The organism is Sphingomonas sp. SRS2, assembly GCF_000971055.1.
Lineage (GTDB): Bacteria > Pseudomonadota > Alphaproteobacteria > Sphingomonadales > Sphingomonadaceae > Rhizorhabdus.
The window spans coordinates 51,325-65,994 of the sequence record NZ_LARW01000086.1 but is presented as its reverse complement, the minus strand read 5'-3'; the positions used below and the strand labels follow the sequence as shown (position 1 = coordinate 65,994).

At 65.5% G+C, this 14,670-nt stretch carries 20 protein-coding genes; 3 read left to right on the top strand and 17 right to left on the bottom strand.

What is annotated here, in order from left to right:
• Window positions 1-5: 5 nt before the first annotated feature.
• From WP12_RS11290 to WP12_RS11245, 11 genes are all read right to left on the bottom strand, one after another.
• Window positions 6-1,745, bottom strand: coding sequence for a relaxase/mobilization nuclease domain-containing protein (locus WP12_RS11290; protein WP_046193810.1), 1,740 nt, complete (start codon window positions 1,743-1,745; stop codon window positions 6-8).
• Between the two features lie 244 nt (window positions 1,746-1,989).
• Complete coding sequence (locus WP12_RS11285) at window positions 1,990-2,751, bottom strand: lytic transglycosylase domain-containing protein (protein ID WP_046193809.1); 762 nt, start codon at window positions 2,749-2,751, stop codon at window positions 1,990-1,992.
• A 3-nt stretch (window positions 2,752-2,754) separates the two neighbouring features.
• Window positions 2,755-3,090 carry a DUF736 domain-containing protein gene (locus tag WP12_RS11280; protein WP_046193808.1) on the bottom strand — a complete coding sequence of 112 codons (336 nt, stop codon included), beginning with the start codon at window positions 3,088-3,090 and terminating at the stop codon, window positions 2,755-2,757.
• Window positions 3,091-3,135: 45 nt separating this feature from the next.
• On the bottom strand, window positions 3,136-3,681 hold the full coding sequence (locus WP12_RS11275; RefSeq protein ID WP_046193807.1) for a S26 family signal peptidase: 546 nt from the start codon (window positions 3,679-3,681) through the stop codon (window positions 3,136-3,138).
• Window positions 3,678-4,187 (bottom strand): DUF2840 domain-containing protein, encoded by a 510-nt coding sequence (locus WP12_RS11270; RefSeq protein WP_046193806.1) that lies wholly within the window; start codon window positions 4,185-4,187, stop codon window positions 3,678-3,680. Before WP12_RS11270 ends, WP12_RS11275 begins: the two co-directional genes overlap by 4 nt.
• Window positions 4,184-4,438 (bottom strand): ribbon-helix-helix protein, encoded by a 255-nt coding sequence (locus WP12_RS11265; RefSeq protein WP_046193805.1) that lies wholly within the window; start codon window positions 4,436-4,438, stop codon window positions 4,184-4,186. Before WP12_RS11265 ends, WP12_RS11270 begins: the two co-directional genes overlap by 4 nt.
• A complete protein-coding gene (gene parA, locus WP12_RS11260) occupies window positions 4,435-5,073 on the bottom strand; it encodes a ParA family partition ATPase (RefSeq protein WP_046193804.1) in 639 nt (212 codons plus the stop codon). Before parA ends, WP12_RS11265 begins: the two co-directional genes overlap by 4 nt.
• Window positions 5,070-5,363 (bottom strand): helix-turn-helix transcriptional regulator, encoded by a 294-nt coding sequence (locus WP12_RS11255; protein ID WP_046193803.1) that lies wholly within the window; start codon window positions 5,361-5,363, stop codon window positions 5,070-5,072. The genes parA and WP12_RS11255 overlap by 4 nt, the downstream gene beginning before the upstream one ends.
• A gap of 151 nt (window positions 5,364-5,514) precedes the next feature.
• On the bottom strand, window positions 5,515-6,021 hold the full coding sequence (locus tag WP12_RS23440) for a DUF2285 domain-containing protein (protein WP_200894504.1): 507 nt from the start codon (window positions 6,019-6,021) through the stop codon (window positions 5,515-5,517).
• The gene (locus WP12_RS25535) at window positions 6,014-6,295 is read right to left on the bottom strand and encodes a transcriptional regulator domain-containing protein (RefSeq protein ID WP_200894503.1); all 282 of its coding nucleotides are present in this window, start codon (window positions 6,293-6,295) and stop codon (window positions 6,014-6,016) included. The genes WP12_RS23440 and WP12_RS25535 overlap by 8 nt, the downstream gene beginning before the upstream one ends.
• 125 nt (window positions 6,296-6,420) lie before the next feature.
• Window positions 6,421-6,684: a DNA -binding domain-containing protein gene (locus WP12_RS11245; RefSeq protein WP_046193877.1), complete on the bottom strand. Its 264-nt coding sequence runs from the start codon at window positions 6,682-6,684 to the stop codon at window positions 6,421-6,423.
• A gap of 186 nt (window positions 6,685-6,870) precedes the next feature.
• Here WP12_RS11245 and WP12_RS11240 point away from each other — a divergent pair, with 186 nt between their 5' ends.
• A complete protein-coding gene (locus WP12_RS11240) occupies window positions 6,871-7,098 on the top strand; it encodes a helix-turn-helix domain-containing protein (protein WP_046193802.1) in 228 nt (75 codons plus the stop codon).
• 185 nt (window positions 7,099-7,283) lie between these two features.
• Here the strand turns inward: WP12_RS11240 and WP12_RS11235 are convergent, their stop codons facing one another.
• From WP12_RS11235 to WP12_RS25530, 3 genes are all read right to left on the bottom strand, one after another.
• The gene (locus WP12_RS11235; protein WP_046193801.1) at window positions 7,284-7,607 is read right to left on the bottom strand and encodes a DUF736 domain-containing protein; all 324 of its coding nucleotides are present in this window, start codon (window positions 7,605-7,607) and stop codon (window positions 7,284-7,286) included.
• A gap of 588 nt (window positions 7,608-8,195) precedes the next feature.
• On the bottom strand, window positions 8,196-8,636 hold the full coding sequence (locus WP12_RS11230; protein ID WP_046193800.1) for a hypothetical protein: 441 nt from the start codon (window positions 8,634-8,636) through the stop codon (window positions 8,196-8,198).
• 148 nt (window positions 8,637-8,784) lie between these two features.
• On the bottom strand, window positions 8,785-8,952 hold the full coding sequence (locus WP12_RS25530; RefSeq protein WP_168226284.1) for a hypothetical protein: 168 nt from the start codon (window positions 8,950-8,952) through the stop codon (window positions 8,785-8,787).
• 358 nt (window positions 8,953-9,310) lie between these two features.
• Between WP12_RS25530 and WP12_RS25525 the strand changes: the two genes are divergently transcribed.
• Window positions 9,311-9,592, top strand: coding sequence for a hypothetical protein (locus tag WP12_RS25525; protein WP_200894502.1), 282 nt, complete (start codon window positions 9,311-9,313; stop codon window positions 9,590-9,592).
• Complete coding sequence (locus WP12_RS25520; RefSeq protein ID WP_200894501.1) at window positions 9,589-10,014, top strand: hypothetical protein; 426 nt, start codon at window positions 9,589-9,591, stop codon at window positions 10,012-10,014. The genes WP12_RS25525 and WP12_RS25520 overlap by 4 nt, the downstream gene beginning before the upstream one ends.
• Before the next feature lie 45 nt (window positions 10,015-10,059).
• Here WP12_RS25520 and WP12_RS11220 read toward each other — a convergent pair whose 3' ends face one another.
• From WP12_RS11220 to WP12_RS11210, 3 genes are all read right to left on the bottom strand, one after another.
• On the bottom strand, window positions 10,060-10,986 hold the full coding sequence (locus WP12_RS11220) for a DUF2493 domain-containing protein (RefSeq protein WP_046193799.1): 927 nt from the start codon (window positions 10,984-10,986) through the stop codon (window positions 10,060-10,062).
• A gap of 318 nt (window positions 10,987-11,304) precedes the next feature.
• Window positions 11,305-12,342, bottom strand: a complete 1,038-nt coding sequence (locus WP12_RS11215; protein ID WP_046193798.1) for a DUF7146 domain-containing protein — start codon at window positions 12,340-12,342, stop codon at window positions 11,305-11,307.
• 68 nt (window positions 12,343-12,410) lie between these two features.
• Window positions 12,411-14,540, bottom strand: coding sequence for a ParB/RepB/Spo0J family partition protein (locus WP12_RS11210; protein WP_046193876.1), 2,130 nt, complete (start codon window positions 14,538-14,540; stop codon window positions 12,411-12,413).
• Between the last annotated feature and the right edge of the window lie 130 nt (window positions 14,541-14,670).

Below are 14,670 nucleotides of genomic sequence, written 5' to 3'. Positions count from 1 at the left end.
GCTGTTCACAGGCCCAGCCTCCGCTTGCGGCCGAAGCTCCAGTCGATGCCGCCATCGCTGCGCGCGAGACCGGAGACATGCCGGCCGAGTTTCTTTTCGAGTGAGGGCGACCAGGGCACGAGCTGGAAGCCGAGGCCGTCATCGATCATCGCGAAGCGGCCGGAGGCGAGCGCGATGCGCCGCTGGTAGGCGCCAGCGACGTATTCCCCCGCCGCAGCCTTATTGAATGGGCGGCCGCTTTCTGCCGCGATCTTGGCGCCCACGGCGTCCAACTCGCGCCGGCGGAGCGTCTCGATCAGGTTGCGGCTGAAGCTGACGCCGCGGTTCTGACGTTCGGCCAGACCTCGCCCAATCAGGTGTTCGGCGCGCCGGTCCAGGGCGTCGCGCACCTCCGCGCCGAAGCCCCCGCCACCGAGCGCAACCGGCTCGCGGGCGATCGCCTGTCGATCAAGCCAAGTGGCGCCGGTCGCGGTGATCTGCTGCTCGATGGTGAGGTCTGATCGGACCGCCATCGCGACGCGACGCTGCCCCTTCGCGTCGTCGAACCTGCGCAGCTCGACGATTGAGCCGGGCGCGCTATCGCCGGCGGCGTCGAGATCGGGCAGCTTGATGTGATGGGTGCGGCCGTCCATGCCGTCGACCACGGCATAGGCTGTACCCTTCAGCTCATCGTCGAGACCGCGGGCGACCAGCCGGCCGACGACAGGATCGTCCAGGCTTTCCCCGGCGAGCACATAGTTGGACGCGCCGCGCTCGATGCCGTGTTCGGTCAGGCCGCGATGGATGCGCTTTATGATGTCGCCGCGTTCACCGAGCTGGCGTAGCGTCGTCTCGGCGTTCTCCGAAATCGCCCACTGGCCGGGACCGATCTGATCGGCGAGGCCGAGGGACTCAAGCTTTCGCAGGCGTCCGACCTTGAGCGCATGAAATTCGTCAGGCTGGCGGTCGGGCCGCGGCGCGAGGTCGACGACGCCGGTGCGGTAGCTGTCGCGGGCGAGCTGCCGATCAAGATTGGTCCAGCGCTCCGTGTCGACTTGGCGCTCGAGCGTGCGGCGGATTTCATGATCGGTGCGCGGTCCGAGTTCTTGGGTGATCAGGTCGCGCGCCCGGTCGCGCATGCCCTCCTTGATGTAGTCGCGGGAGATGACGAGGTTTTCGCCATCCTCGCGCACGCCACGCACAATCAGGTGGAGGTGCGGATGCTCGGTGTTCCAATGGTCGACGGCGACCCAATCGAGCTTGGCGCCGAGGTCTTTTTCCATCTGCCCGACGAGATCGCGCGCGAAGGTCTTGAGGTCCGCCATTTCGACGGCGTCGTCGGGCGATACGATGAACCGGAAATGATGCCGGTCATTCTCGCACCGCTCCGCGAACGCCTTCGGGTCAGCGTCATCGGCGCCAGGCCCGAACAGCCGGGCCTTCTCTCCATCCCGGGTGACGCCCTCGCGGCGCAGATAGTTCAGGTGGGTCGCGAGCGGTGCGTTGCGTCCGCCGTGGCGGACCACACGCGCCTTGACGACAGCGCCGCGCGAGCGGGAGGTGATGAGCCGATTGGCCTGCAACGATGCACGCTGGCCGCGGCCGAACCGAGAGCGGTGGCCGGGACCGATCGTCCCTTGCCGGGAGACCGATCCGCCCGCGCGCTGGGCGGCGGCCAACGCTTGGGCGATGAACGGTCTCGCGCGCTGCGCGCGCGTCGAGCGGATGCGGCCTGGCCGGACGCGGAAATCGTTGTCGTCGCTCATGGCGGCAAGACCGCACATCGCGCGATAGCGCTGATTTGCTTATGAAATCGCCGGAGCCGCAGGCTGCGCCGAACAGGCGCACCTCGCGAATTCGCAGCGTAAGCCATTGAAAAAGCACAACCGAACCGAGGCGCACATCGCGCCCCTTTATCCTGCCATCGTGCGGTTGTGCTGCCCTGCTTCCCCCTCCACGCACTCCATGATGCGCTGGAGCCCGCCAGACCGCGATCCGGGCGAAGCGCCGTCATCGCGGGCCTCCACCATCCGAGCGCGCCACGAACAGGCCCGAGGATTGCGGGACGATCGCAGAAGTCTCGCGCGCCGGAGTTGCTGCCGGAGCGTCATCCGGAGGGCTTTCCGTCTGCGCTGGATCGACAGCGGTGGTGCCGCCAGCGCGCGTGATGAACAACGGTGCGCGAGTCCAGGCGCGAGGATCAGCCGCGGCGACGGTGACTGCACCGGGCAGGTCACCGCCGCCGAAGGAAGGGACCAGCGCGGCTACATAGGCGCGGGTCTCGGCCGGCAACGGGCGGCCCGCGAGATACTCTTCGTAGCGCCCTGGTCCCGCGTTGTAGGCCGCAAGAAATCCCGGCGAACCGTAGCGATCATACAACTCGCGCAAGTACGCAGCGCCGGCCAGGATGTTATCGCGCGGATCGTATGGGTTGCGCCCGAGCCTATGGCGGACGCGCAGCTCCGCCCACGTACCGGGCATGATCTGCATCAGGCCCATCGCGCCGGCAGAGGAGATCGCGCGCACATCGCCAGCGCTTTCCGCACGCATGACGGCGCGAATCCACGCGGCCGGAATGCCAAAACGCCGTGCGGCCTCGTCAATGTTGGCCGCGAACGGATGGGTCGGCGCCGTGCGGGTGGCGGGTGCATTCTGAGCGTTCGCTGTAGCGCTTAGTGGCGCGGCGAGGAGCAGGCCGGAAAGGAGAAGGAAGGCTGTCGGTCGGACGGCGTTTGGCCGCCCGACGACAGCTTGATGGCGCGGGCCGGACATCGTTTAGTCCCGCTCGCCGCGCTTGGGCGGACGATTCCAGTGCAGGCTCCAGGCGGATTTGTCCTCTGTCGATTGGAAGAGGTTCGCGCGGATCGGCTGGGCCAGGGTGGGATCGTCGATCTGCAGGGAGACGTAATCGCCGGCCTTTTCGCCGGTGCGTTTCCATCCGGCGCCGATCTCAGGTCCGTCATCGTTGCCGTGGTGAACGCGATAGTCCGGCGCATTCTCGGCGTCGGTGTGCTCGGCGGGGACAAGCACGATATCGAGGTCGAGCGAGAGTGTGCGGATGTGGCCGGCGTAGCCGTTCTTTGTGCGCGTGAATTCGCCGATCTGCGGCATGGAAAGACTCCTTTGTTATGCGGTGAGGTCGAGTAGGCGCGTCGTTCACCGCGTCGCGGCGCGCCATTCGAAGCGGCCGCTGCCGTCTTCATCGGTCCACACGGGCGTTGCGCGGCCGATGATCGAGCGGGCGGAGATCGGACCGAAGTAGCGACCGTCGAGGCTGTCCTCGACGGACCAGTTCATGAGGAAGATCTCGCCGTCGGCGATGCGCCGGCAGCCCTGCCAAATGGGAAGATCGCGGCCGAGACGGTCGCGCGTCAGCGCATCGCCCATTGCGATGCCGTCGACGGTGACGTGTGCGCCGGTGCGGCAGACTTGTTGCCCCGATAGACCGGCGACGCGTTTCATGAGCGGGAGGCCGCGAGGCAGGTAGCCGCGCTCGGCGAGGAACGAGGCGAGCGGCTCGGGTGCGTTCACGGCGACCAAGTCGGTCACTTCGAGCTGCGGCGACCGATCGATTGAATAGAGGCCGACCGGCGTACTGGCGGACGCATTCCAGATCAGCCTGGGCGTGACGTGGATGAAAGACAGGCCACCGATCAGCATCACGGTGAAGTACGTCGTCATGACGTAGCCGAAGCGGGTCATGGCTCGACCTTCCGACGCAGAAGGATGGCTCGATGCTGGTCGGCCGTGTAGCTGCGCGGCTCCTGGCCGGCAGAGAGACGATTGTGAACGTGCCGCCAGTGATGCGGCGAGACCTCGGCCGGATTGATGCCGATCGCCTCGATGGCGTCGACAATCTGCAGGACGCGTTCGACTTTCGGCCAGCTCTCGGCCTTCAGCAGAATGTCGCCGCCGGGGCGCACGAAGGGCAGCGTCTGATAGGGTTCGCCCGGCGAGACCGCGCGCAGGATGTCGATGCGTGAGATGATCGTCCCGAAGTCATTGGCCGCCCAACGGACAAAGGCGAAGACGCTATGGGGCGGGAAGCTGACGACTCGCTGGCGGCGGTCGAGAATCTGTTCCTGGACGTCTCGGCCGAACCGAATCCAGTATTCGATCCTCTTCTCGATCCAGGTCAGTTCGACGCGAGTCAGACCGTCGAAGAGGAGCGCCGCCGGTACACGGCGCAAATGAGCAGCGCCGTTCATGGCGTATCTCCTTCGGTTGGGGGAAACTCGCGGGCGAGCAGTTCGCGCAGCATGTCGGCGACGGTGACGCCGCGCTGAAACGCGGCGATCTTGATCTGGCCGCGCATGTCGGGCGTGACGTCGATGGTGATGCGCGCGGTGAAATTGGCGGCGTCGCCACCGCGCGCGGCGCGCGGATCGGGGGCTTTTACCCAGCTCTCAGGATCGGCTGGACGTGCAGTGAAGGCACGCTTGTGGAATCGCTCCGTCATGGCGCGATCCTCCCGACCTCGGCGCACAGCGCAGTGATTTCGCGCGCTGCCGGGCCGTGCCCGTTGATTTCCGAGACGAGGCGTCCAGACCGCGCGGTGTCGGCGAAAGCGACACGTTGGCCAATTGTGGACGCGAGCACCGGCGGATCGTGATCGGCCAGTGTCTCGGCCGTCTCGCGGGCGATGATGGTGCGCGCGGCGCATCGGTTGAGGACGAAGCGGGCGGCGAGCTGTGGACGATAGATCCGCGCTTCGCGGAACAGCGACAGCATCTCCGCGGAGGCCCAGCCGTCGAACGGCGAGGGCTGTACAGGGATCAGCACCAGGTCGGCGGCGAGCAGCGCGGAGCGCATCAGGCTGGCGACGCGGGGCGGTCCGTCGACCACCACATGATCTGCGTCTCTCGCCAGCTCAGGCGCCTCGCTGTGAAGCGTGTCCCGCGCCAGACCGACAACGCCGAAGAGGCGCGGCAGGCCTTCGCGCCCGCGCTGCTGTGACCAGTCCAGCGCCGAGCCCTGCGGGTCGGCGTCAATGAATAGAACGCGCCTTCCCCTGCTGGCCCATTCACCGGCTAGATGCAGCGCGAGCGTCGTCTTGCCGACGCCACCCTTCTGGCTGAGGAGCGCGACGATCATGACGCACCGCCACCGCGCCGGGTGGGAGTCGCCTGGGTGAGTCTCGCATGCGGCTTGGCCGGATGTACAACGTCATGGCCTGGATCGGACGTGGATAGGCGTGTGCCACGATCCGCCCAGGCCTGGAGATCGTCGAGGGCATAGACGATGCGGCCGCCAAGCTTGCGATAGACTGGTCCGGTGCCATAGGTGCGGTGCTTCTCCAGAGTGCGACCGGACAGACCCAGGAAGCGCGCCGCCTCGGGCGTGCGGAGATAGCGTGGAGGGGTGTCGAGTCGCGCTGCTGGCATGGCTGCCTCCGGGTGTCGGCTGCGCCTCCAGCGTGCGGTGGCGAAGCGACGACCACGATGGCGAAGCACGGGCGTCAAGGTGGATGACGGAGTGAGGCCCCCGCGTGCGCGTACCCCTCTCGGCGATGGTTGAGGCGAACTGTTGTGCGGGTTAGCGGCCGGCGAGCAGGCGGAGATAGCCGCCGCGCATCATTGTGTGCGCATCCTTGACCAAGCGGATCGTCTGGGCACGGATGGACGACGTCTTCCATTCGGTAGCGGACTGCCACTGCCTGTTGAACAGCACCCAGGCGATTTCGCGATAAGTCGCGCCCGCGGATCGGCCATCGAGCGCGCGCACCATGCGCACCAGCCGCAAGCGGTGGCGCGGCGTGAGTGTGAGCGCGCGCGGTAGCGGACCGGCGGCGCGTCGGAACAGGCGGCGTTGGAATCGCAACGCCGCTTCGGCGCGAATGTGGAAGCTGTCGTCGAGCGGTATCAGGACGGCGAGCGGTTGAGCCGGGCTGATAGCGTCGGCGATCAAATAGTGGTCACCATCGGGATCGGCCAGGATGATCGCGCTTCCATCATCGCGGTGCGCGTGCAGCGTGGCGTCGGTCAGGTCGAGCTGTTCGAGCCGCCGGGCCGTGCGAAAGACGGCTGGCGCGGCTTCAAGCATCAGAACACTTGCGACAAGCTCGGGCCGCCAGAAAATCGCGGTCTCGCTGGCCGAGCGGTCGGGATCGAGCAGGAAATCGCAACCCCCATTGCAGGGCTGCGCTCCTGCGAGGCAATGAGGTGTCTGACCGGCTGATCGAAATGCCGCGCAGCCGGTCATAGTCGCCGCGATAGTCGGGATTCCGGCGCAGAAATTCCCACGCGAACCCTTGCCGCTCCAGCCGGTTCAGCGCGCGTTCGGTTGTATGCAATCGCCAATCGGGCGGCTCGGCCATACGCGTCTCCTGGTCCGCGCTTTGAGTGGCCCCCTGCACACTAAGCTTGCCGCCGCCGAGGCGCGGCGGAAGTCCCCAAAACCGCGGGGCGCGATGCCCCGCACAACCGGGAAGAGTGTCCTGCTCTAGGACACACGGGGACGGAGGAGCTCGCGATAACCCGTCGTGGTCATCCAGCGGGCACGGGCGAGATGGCTGTCGTGAATCGTTCGGGCGCGGTCGGGATCGCCGTCGGGATCAAGCCCGAAAAGAATTTGCACCGCCTCACGCCAATCGGCGCCTTCGGCAGCGGCGTCGAGGAGCCGGATATAGAGCGCAAGATGGCTTTCGTCGTAGCCTGTCAGGCGGTCACCGTCGGGCGGACGATCCTGAAAAGTAATGACGGTCATCGACGCGCTCATTTTCTTTGGTTAATCGATCGTATCCACATCGCAACTGCAAACCAGACCGACAACTGAAATTTCCCGATGCTTTTCACGCATCGCGCCGGACCATCTGCGGCATCGCGAGCGGGCTTCGCGGCCGTGTATTATAACACGTAGCGCTATAATGCACGATTGCCTTCTAACCTGCGGATGGACATTCGCAGAGTTTTTGGAGCCAACGTCAGGAGGTATCGCGTCGCTGCCGGTCTGAGCCAGGAAGCGGTCGCCGTGAAGATGGGCGTGGACCGCGCCTATGTGAGCGGCATGGAGCGGGGCCAGCAGAATGTGACGTTGTTGACGATGTGGCATTTGTCGGAGGCGTTGGGTGTGAGACCTGCCGACCTTCTCGATGAGACGGTGGAGGACGCTGAGACATAAGTCTCAGCGAGTCGCGGAGCGAATCCCGACTCGCCGGCGCGATCCGCACAGTCGGATCGACGGAAACGTGCAAAGCCGGCAAGCCGCTAACGCGTAAAACCGACGTTGCGCCAAAAGCCGGATCGGCGAACCCTGAAAGGACTTGCCCCGCCCGATGATCGGGCGGGGCGTCCTGAGCCAGTCGGTCAATCCGCGTTGCGGCGGCTGGGGCGGGACCAGATGAGGCTGTAGCCCTCGCCGCCTTCGTCGTCGAAAAGGTTGGCGAAGATAGGGGCGGTGAAGCTCGGATCGTCGAGCTTGAGGCCCAGATAGTCGCGGCCTTCGTTCGAGCGCTTGGACCAGGCGGCGCCGATCTCAGCCTTGCCAACGAAGACGCGGTGCGAAGGGGCGTTGTCGTTGGAGCGAGTCTCCTCGGGGACGATGCGGACGTTCTTGGCCTGAACGCTTAGGGTAACGATTTCGCCGGTGTAGTTGTTGCCGGTCTTCTTGAAGGTGCCGATGGTCGCCATGATAGTTCTCCTTGAACTCTGTTCCGAGCCCGCACCATTGCGGTCTCGATGGCGATCGGCAGGCCGGAGGCGATCGACGCGACATCGCTTGCGACCGCAGCGCAGCGGAGGATGGGGGCCAGGCGACTTTGTTGTTTCGCGAGGAATGACGGCACAGCCGGCAGGGGAAGAAAGTCGATAGGCGCCATTGCCGCATAGGCGATCGAGGCGCAGCCGGCCTTCGGTCAGATCAGCCCATTGAAGAGGCCGTTTTGGAGCGGTCGGTTAGACAGAGATTGATCAAGGAGAACGTGGCGGGCACGGCGCTGCCGTCACGATTTCGGCAGCAACAGAGTCGGCGATTCCACGGAGCGGTTCCAGGCTTGACCGCGTCCCGATGCCGACAGAGCTCTGGCAAGAAAGCCAGCGCACCGATGCTTTGATCGCGCGACCGAACAGCGTCACGCTGCTCCAGCGGAAGACTGCGATGACGCGACACGGGTCGGCCGAGGCTTAGGTCTGCGCGCCTATCGCCATCTCGGGGTTTCGATGACGGGGGGCGGCGCGGTGAAGATCGGCCGAAGGTTCCACCCTCCGCTGCTGTTAGCGTTAGGCACGCGCCAAGCCCCGCCCCGACTGTCCGGGCGCTGCCATAGCTGTCACCCGAACGAACGCGGTGATGCCAACGGCAATCGCACCGACGACGGAAAAGATGACCTGCCACGTATCGGAGGGCATGGTGTGCTGCACGATGCCGTGGGTGGCGTGATAGCCGGCGAGCGCCGCGGGCGCGACGAATGCGAACGCGATCGCGAGGCGCAGCCAGAGCGGCCTCGCGAAGGCGAGTAGGAACTGGCTGATGCCGAACGTCAGTGCGGCGGCAACCAGGCCAACGACGATGCCGCCGATCCAGCCTGCGCCGGTCTGATAGGCCCAGACTCCGGCAGTGACGCCGACGAAGGCAGGCAGCGCGAATACAGCAAGGGTGAACAAGAGCCAGCAGAGCATGCCAATGGCGGCGATGCTGGCGAGGATGCCAATGAAGATCATGGCGATGGTCTCCCGTGAGAAAAGGTCTGACGGTCGCGCCTTCCACCACCACCCCGGCGCGACCACGAGTATAGCCGCAAACAGGCGTCAGCAGGAGTGGAAATCCCGCTGGCCTTCTGCGATGCAGCTTACGTGGCACTACGCCCCTTCATGGTTGGAAGGGGTCGAATTCGTGGATCACGGCGCCGGGATCGCCGTCATATTCGGCGGCCGGCATGACGCCATAGTTGCCAGTGTCAGCATGAAAGACGACCACGCAGACCATGAGGGTGGTGGCGAGGTTCCAACCGTTAGCGAAAGCGAGGGATTGAGACATCGATCCGGCTCCTGTGCAGAGGCGGGGACCATCCCCGCGCGACAGGCGCCCGATGTGTTCGGCAGAGGGCCGCAATCACCGCGAAGGCGAAGACGCAGCGGCGGCACGCTTCGCGTAAGCCGACCCTTTACGGGTTGATGGCGTCAGGCCCTCGGCCGGACCAAGGATCAGCGCTACTGCGAGCAGGGTGGCGCCCGCCGGCAGGAGTCCGGTTGTCAGGGCCGCGTGGCTCTCGGCTGGAACATCGTTACCGTCACGATGCGACGGCTGATCGGCTAGAATGGACTGTGAGTCGGCGCGCGGTAGAGGTCGTCACAATCACTCGAGCCGCAACAGACAAAACGTAAGGGAGCAAGGCATGGGAGAGATCAACATCCCTCGCGATCAACAGAATGCCCTCAAAGCGATAGACACCAACGATCTGGACAGGCTTGTCGATCAGGCGATCCGGGAAGAACGATCGGGCGATCTGCATGGTCTCCCTCTCACAAGCTGCGGTCCTTACATCTCGACAAAACTCCATTACTTCGAACAGGCGCTGGCGAAACACCGCGTGGCCAAGGCGCCACGAAAGCGGGCGGAAACAGGAGACGCCCTTCGACGTGCAGGCCATGATTTGTCCTTCGCCGTCGGGCCATGAAGCAACGGCTGGAAACCGAACGGAAGGAAGCGCAGCTCTTCATCGTCGATGACCAGATCATACCGCCTCATCGCTTCAGCAAGCATCTGAGTGTCAGGGTGAGCTATCGGTGGCGCCGAACTGTCGATGACGAGTGGACGTTTGGCAGCATAACGTTCGTCCACGACGTCGATCTTCGTCCGGACTATACGACACCGGCCCCCAAGCGAAAGCCGAGCGCCGCCAAGCAGGAGCAGGACCTACAAAACAGGCTATATCAAACCTGGGAGCACTTTATGAGAGGTGCGCTCTATTCGGTCAGGGACTATTTCAGGGAAGGCGGTGACGGAGACAAGATTCCGGACACCTTCCAGGCGACGGTCGATTCTCACTCCCGCGGGTTGAACAATTACAGCACGCAGTTCTGGCGCCAGCAGCCTTGAACTCTTTCGCCGATCAGGATGGCGGAAGGTGAAAGATGGCGGCGCTTACGCGCCGCCGAACTTCCAGACCGGGATGCCGAGCTTGCGGGCCTTGTCAGCGAGATTGTCCTGAATGCCCGTGCCCGGGAAGTGCATGACGCCAATCGGCAAGACGTCGAGCATCTGGTCGTTGCGCTTGAATGGCGCGGCCTTGGCGTGCTTCGTCCAGTCGGGCTTGAAGGCAATCTGCGGCACGTTGCGATGATCGGCCCAACGTGCGGCGATGCGTTCGGCGCCCTTTGGGCTGCCGCCGTGCAACAGCACCATGTCCGGGTGCTTGGCGTGAACCTGATCGAGCTTGGCCCAGATGAGCCGATGATCGTTGAAGTCGAGGCCGCCGGTGAGCGCGATCTTCGAGCCAGCCGGGAGAAGGACTTCGTTCTTGGCGCGCTTCCTGGCGGCGAGGAAGTCACGGCTGTCGATCATCGCCGAGGTCAGATTGCGATGGTTGACCATCGATCCGCTGCGTGGCCGCCACGATGAGTTGGTGTGGCGTTCGAAATGCTGGGCGGCCTGGTCGCGCATCAACTCGAAGGCGTCACGGCGTTCGATCAGCGTCTGGCCCTCGGCGGTAAGCCGCTCCAGCTCGACGGACTTCACCTCGGAGCCGTCCTGTTCCCGCTGGCTCCGCCGCTGAGCCTGCTCGTTGTCGTCGAGCTCGCGCTCGATCCGGCCGGTCGCGCGATGGAAGAGGTTGACGGTCGACCAGAGCAGATCGTCGAGATCGGGCTCGAGGCGGGTGTCCTGCAAGGTGACGATCAGCGCATCGAAGATGTCGGCGATGGCGCCGGCGACGGCGTTCCCCTCGGGCAGCGGCCTCGGGTCGAGTTCGTCCTGGAAGGGACGGAAGCCGTAAAGCTGAAGTTCGGTGAGAACGTGGTCGGTGGGAGATGAAGCGTGATGGGGCTCGAAGTCGTCGCGATCACTCGTCATGGGATGCTCCTTCGTCGGTCTGACCGCGACCCTCGCGGCCTTCTGGCGACGAAAGCCGTCGGGCGGGCCGGACCTGCACCCAGAGCGAAGCGCAGGGCCGAAGCGTCAGCGGAGGATGGCGAAGCCCGGTTGTTTTGCTTCGCGATGCAAAGGCCCGGAGGGCCGGCGGAAAAGAACCGGGCGCAGCCATTGCCGGGCCGGACCGTTTGACGGCCGATCGCCCTCTCGAAGGCCGGGTCGCGGTCTTTCCGGCGAGATGGGAAGCAGCCAGAGCGATAGCGCTGACGCTGCCGCCGCTCTGGTCTCATCCCTCCGGAACTACACCGCCTCTGTCGCGATGAAGCGTGCGACATCTTCCGGGGCGAGCTGGACGCGGACGTTGGCCCGAAGTGCAGAGATGCCGATCAGCCTGAGATCCTCATTGAGGTCGCCGAGCATTGGCGACAGTGCAATCGCCTCGATCCCGACAGCGTTTGCGCGTGCGACCAAGCTATCTCGCGCGATGTCGCCGGCCGTGTCGTCGTCACGCACGATGTAGAGTCGGCGGAGTGTTGCCGGGAACAGGACGGCTCCGAGGTGCGCGGCCGATAGAGCGGCGACCATCGGCATACGGGGCGCGACCATTCGCAGCGACAGAATGGTTTCGATGCCTTCGCCGGCCGCCATTACGTCATGCGCCACGCCGAACCGGACGGCGTGGCCGAGGAGGTCGCCCATAGCCCGCCTGGGCGTATCAACCGGCGCCTTGCCGCCGCCGTCGGGTGCAAGCCAGGTGCGGTGCGCTCCGGTGATCCGGCCGCCAAGGTCGGTGACGGATGCAATTATCGCCGGCCAGCTCTCGGTCGGACTGTGCTCGCCCGGCCTGTAATAGCATCGGGGATGGAAGCGCAGCGATCCGGTTCCGTGCAAAGCCGTGATGCCGCGTTGGCGCAAGTACGTTTCCACGACCGTGCCCGGTATCGGTTGCGACATGGCGAAGAGCCGGCGTGCCGCCTCCGGCGATCCGGTCGGCGCTGGCGCCTGTCGCGGACTTGATTGCCGCTCGGGATGCGGAAGGCTAAGGAAGGTTCGCGCCTCATCGGCGACATCGTTGAAGTCGACCAGACCGCGCGTCTCGCGGATGACATCGAGCAAATCGCCGTGTTCGCCAGTAGCGGCGTCGGTCCATTTGCCTGCGGCGCCCTTGCCGGACTCGGCGCCCTTTAGGCGGACGAACATGGACCGCCCCGGCGTGTTGCGAGCATCGCCTACCAGCCAGTAGTGTCCCTCGCGGCGGCCGTTGGAAAGATAATGACGGCAGACTGCCTCAGCCTGCATGGCCATACGGCGCGCCAGATCGGATGCGTTGTCCGACATCGTATCCTCCGAGACGAAAAGGGCCCGCCATCGCTGGCGGGCCCCTGGCAGTGCGGTTGGCTCCTTCGTTATTCGGCCGCGGTCGCGTGGGCTTCGAGCGCGACCGAGTCATCCTCGGCCACTTCCTCATCTTCCACCACGGCCGTTTCGCCGCCGTCCGCCGCCATTTCTACGCCCGCCGTATCGGCGTCTGCTTCCGCGGCGTCGATGGCGTCGGTCTCAACGGCGTTCGGCACGTCGCGACCGGGCGTGCGCAACGGTTCCGGAAGCCATCCGGACTCCGCCAACAGCGTCTGGGCCTGCTCGGCCATCTCGGCCTTCTTCAGGTGCTCGATGCGGTCGCCCGCGCGCGCACCTTTCGCCTCCCGCACGGCCGCCAGGATGCGGGCCTTGGTCACCCGGCCGAAATAGGTGCCGATCGTCGGCGTCCAGCCGGCTACGACCATGTCGAGATCGACGGCCTGGGCGATCCGGTCGGCGTGGGCCAGCGCGCGAGGCTTGCGATTGTACGCCTCATAGATCGCGTTGACCGACAGCGAGACGCAATGCGCGAAGAGCGCCTGACGGCTGTCACCGTCGAACGCCATAAGCCCGTCCCAGAGGTCAGCGGGTTCCTTGGGCAGAGCAGAAAGCCAAGCCTGATGCCGCGCGTCGAAAGCGACAGCGAGCGTGCTGTCCGCGAGGCCCGGCGCCTGAGCGCTGAAACCGGTGCTCTTCAGATCGAGCTCAAGACAGGTGTCCTGCGCATAGCGGTAGAACACCTTGAGGCACAGGGCGTGAAGCGCGGCGACGAAGGCGATGTCAGGATTCTCGCCCAGCGCGTGGCGAAGCGCGAGGGTCCGATGGGACGTCAGCTCGGTCATCAGCCTATCGGGGATCGGCTTGATACCACCGTCTTCCTCGGGCTCATCCGCCGGAGGCTCCGTGCCTGCGACGACGCTCGCACCGTCATGCCCGGTTCGCACCGCGATCGTCGGCTCGTTGGCCGGATCGGTCTCGGCGTCGTTCTCCGGTGCGATCGGACGTTCGTCCTCGGGGCGGACATAGCCGCGCTCGATGCGCAGGACGCCCGAACCGTCGATGCTGACGAAGGCGCCAGCTCGCGCGACCTCCTCGGGATCGAAGGCCTGGGGGCGATCATCGAAGGCGGCAAGCGCCGTCTCGATCTCGCCGAGCCGGCGATCGACCTCGTCGGGCAGCTCCTCGGCTTCGGCGTAGGTCTCCTCCAGGCCGTCCATCTCGGCCTGCAGCGCATCGCGCGTCGCCTGCTCATCGTCGGTGAGCGGAATCTGCTCGCCGCGCAATTGCCGCAGCCCATAGGTGTGGCCGTAGGCAAAGTCGGGCGCGACATCGATCCACTTCCAGCCCTCGGCGCGGATCGCCTCGGACTGCTCGCGCAGTTTCTCCGCCACCAGCATGTCGAGGAGACCGACATCCTGCAGCCAGCCACCATCGTCGCCCTGGAACAGATCGCGCAGAATCACGCCGCCCGCCTCGGTGTAGGTGTCGAGGCCGATGAACTGCGCGCGCTTGTCCGACGCCCGCACGGCGCCCTCGGTGAGCATTCGGCGGATGATATGCGGCTCCTTGGAGTAGGACTGGCTCAGCCGCTGGAACACTTGCTCCTGGCGCTCATGATCGCCGTTGACGGCGAACGCCATAAGCTGGTCCAGCGTCATGCCGTCGTCGGCATAGATGTCGAGCAGCTTGGGCGAGACGGATGCGAGGCGGAGGCGCTGCTTGACGACCGACACGGCGACGAAGAAGGCCGCGGCGATGTCCTCCTCGGATTGACCCTTCTCACGCAGCGCCAGAAAGGCCCGGAACTGATCGAGCGGATGTAGCGGCGCGCGCTGGACGTTCTCGGCGAGACTGTCTTCCTCGGGAATGCCGTCCTCGCGCACGACGCAGGGCACGGGCGCGGTCTTGGCCAAGCGCTTCTGCTTGACCAGAAGTTCAAGCGCGCGGAAGCGCCGGCCGCCAGCCGGAACCTCGAACATGCCGGTCTCGGCGCCTTCGGTATCGCGAACCGGCCGCACGGTGATGCTCTGCAGGAGCGTGCGCCGGGCGATGTCCTCGGCCAGCTCGTCGATCGAGACGCCGGCTTTGATCCGGCGGACATTGGACTGGCTCAGCACCAGCTTGTTGAACGGGATGTCCCGCGATGAGGACAGTATGATCTTCTGAACTCGGGTCATGGTCATTCTCCATGACGGGCGGCCGTGAGACTCTCTCTCGACCTCAACCCGTCACGAAGCGAGCGCAGCCCTCTTCCTCTAGGAGGCTGGGGCTGCGCGGAAGCGCAAAGGCGTGGAGCCGTGGATCCGG

Coding starts and splice junctions, on each gene's coding strand:
- WP12_RS11290 (WP_046193810.1), bottom strand. CDS start 1,745: ATGAGCGACGACAACGATTTCCGCGTCCGGCCAGGCCGCATCCGCTCG.
- WP12_RS11285 (WP_046193809.1), bottom strand. CDS start 2,751: ATGTCCGGCCCGCGCCATCAAGCTGTCGTCGGGCGGCCAAACGCCGTC.
- WP12_RS11280 (WP_046193808.1), bottom strand. CDS start 3,090: ATGCCGCAGATCGGCGAATTCACGCGCACAAAGAACGGCTACGCCGGC.
- WP12_RS11275 (WP_046193807.1), bottom strand. CDS start 3,681: ATGACCCGCTTCGGCTACGTCATGACGACGTACTTCACCGTGATGCTG.
- WP12_RS11270 (WP_046193806.1), bottom strand. CDS start 4,187: ATGAACGGCGCTGCTCATTTGCGCCGTGTACCGGCGGCGCTCCTCTTC.
- WP12_RS11265 (WP_046193805.1), bottom strand. CDS start 4,438: ATGACGGAGCGATTCCACAAGCGTGCCTTCACTGCACGTCCAGCCGAT.
- parA (WP_046193804.1), bottom strand. CDS start 5,073: ATGATCGTCGCGCTCCTCAGCCAGAAGGGTGGCGTCGGCAAGACGACG.
- WP12_RS11255 (WP_046193803.1), bottom strand. CDS start 5,363: ATGCCAGCAGCGCGACTCGACACCCCTCCACGCTATCTCCGCACGCCC.
- WP12_RS23440 (WP_200894504.1), bottom strand. CDS start 6,021: ATGCTTGAAGCCGCGCCAGCCGTCTTTCGCACGGCCCGGCGGCTCGAA.
- WP12_RS25535 (WP_200894503.1), bottom strand. CDS start 6,295: ATGGCCGAGCCGCCCGATTGGCGATTGCATACAACCGAACGCGCGCTG.
- WP12_RS11245 (WP_046193877.1), bottom strand. CDS start 6,684: ATGACCGTCATTACTTTTCAGGATCGTCCGCCCGACGGTGACCGCCTG.
- WP12_RS11240 (WP_046193802.1), top strand. CDS start 6,871: ATGGACATTCGCAGAGTTTTTGGAGCCAACGTCAGGAGGTATCGCGTC.
- WP12_RS11235 (WP_046193801.1), bottom strand. CDS start 7,607: ATGGCGACCATCGGCACCTTCAAGAAGACCGGCAACAACTACACCGGC.
- WP12_RS11230 (WP_046193800.1), bottom strand. CDS start 8,636: ATGATCTTCATTGGCATCCTCGCCAGCATCGCCGCCATTGGCATGCTC.
- WP12_RS25530 (WP_168226284.1), bottom strand. CDS start 8,952: ATGTCTCAATCCCTCGCTTTCGCTAACGGTTGGAACCTCGCCACCACC.
- WP12_RS25525 (WP_200894502.1), top strand. CDS start 9,311: ATGGGAGAGATCAACATCCCTCGCGATCAACAGAATGCCCTCAAAGCG.
- WP12_RS25520 (WP_200894501.1), top strand. CDS start 9,589: ATGAAGCAACGGCTGGAAACCGAACGGAAGGAAGCGCAGCTCTTCATC.
- WP12_RS11220 (WP_046193799.1), bottom strand. CDS start 10,986: ATGACGAGTGATCGCGACGACTTCGAGCCCCATCACGCTTCATCTCCC.
- WP12_RS11215 (WP_046193798.1), bottom strand. CDS start 12,342: ATGTCGGACAACGCATCCGATCTGGCGCGCCGTATGGCCATGCAGGCT.
- WP12_RS11210 (WP_046193876.1), bottom strand. CDS start 14,540: ATGACCCGAGTTCAGAAGATCATACTGTCCTCATCGCGGGACATCCCG.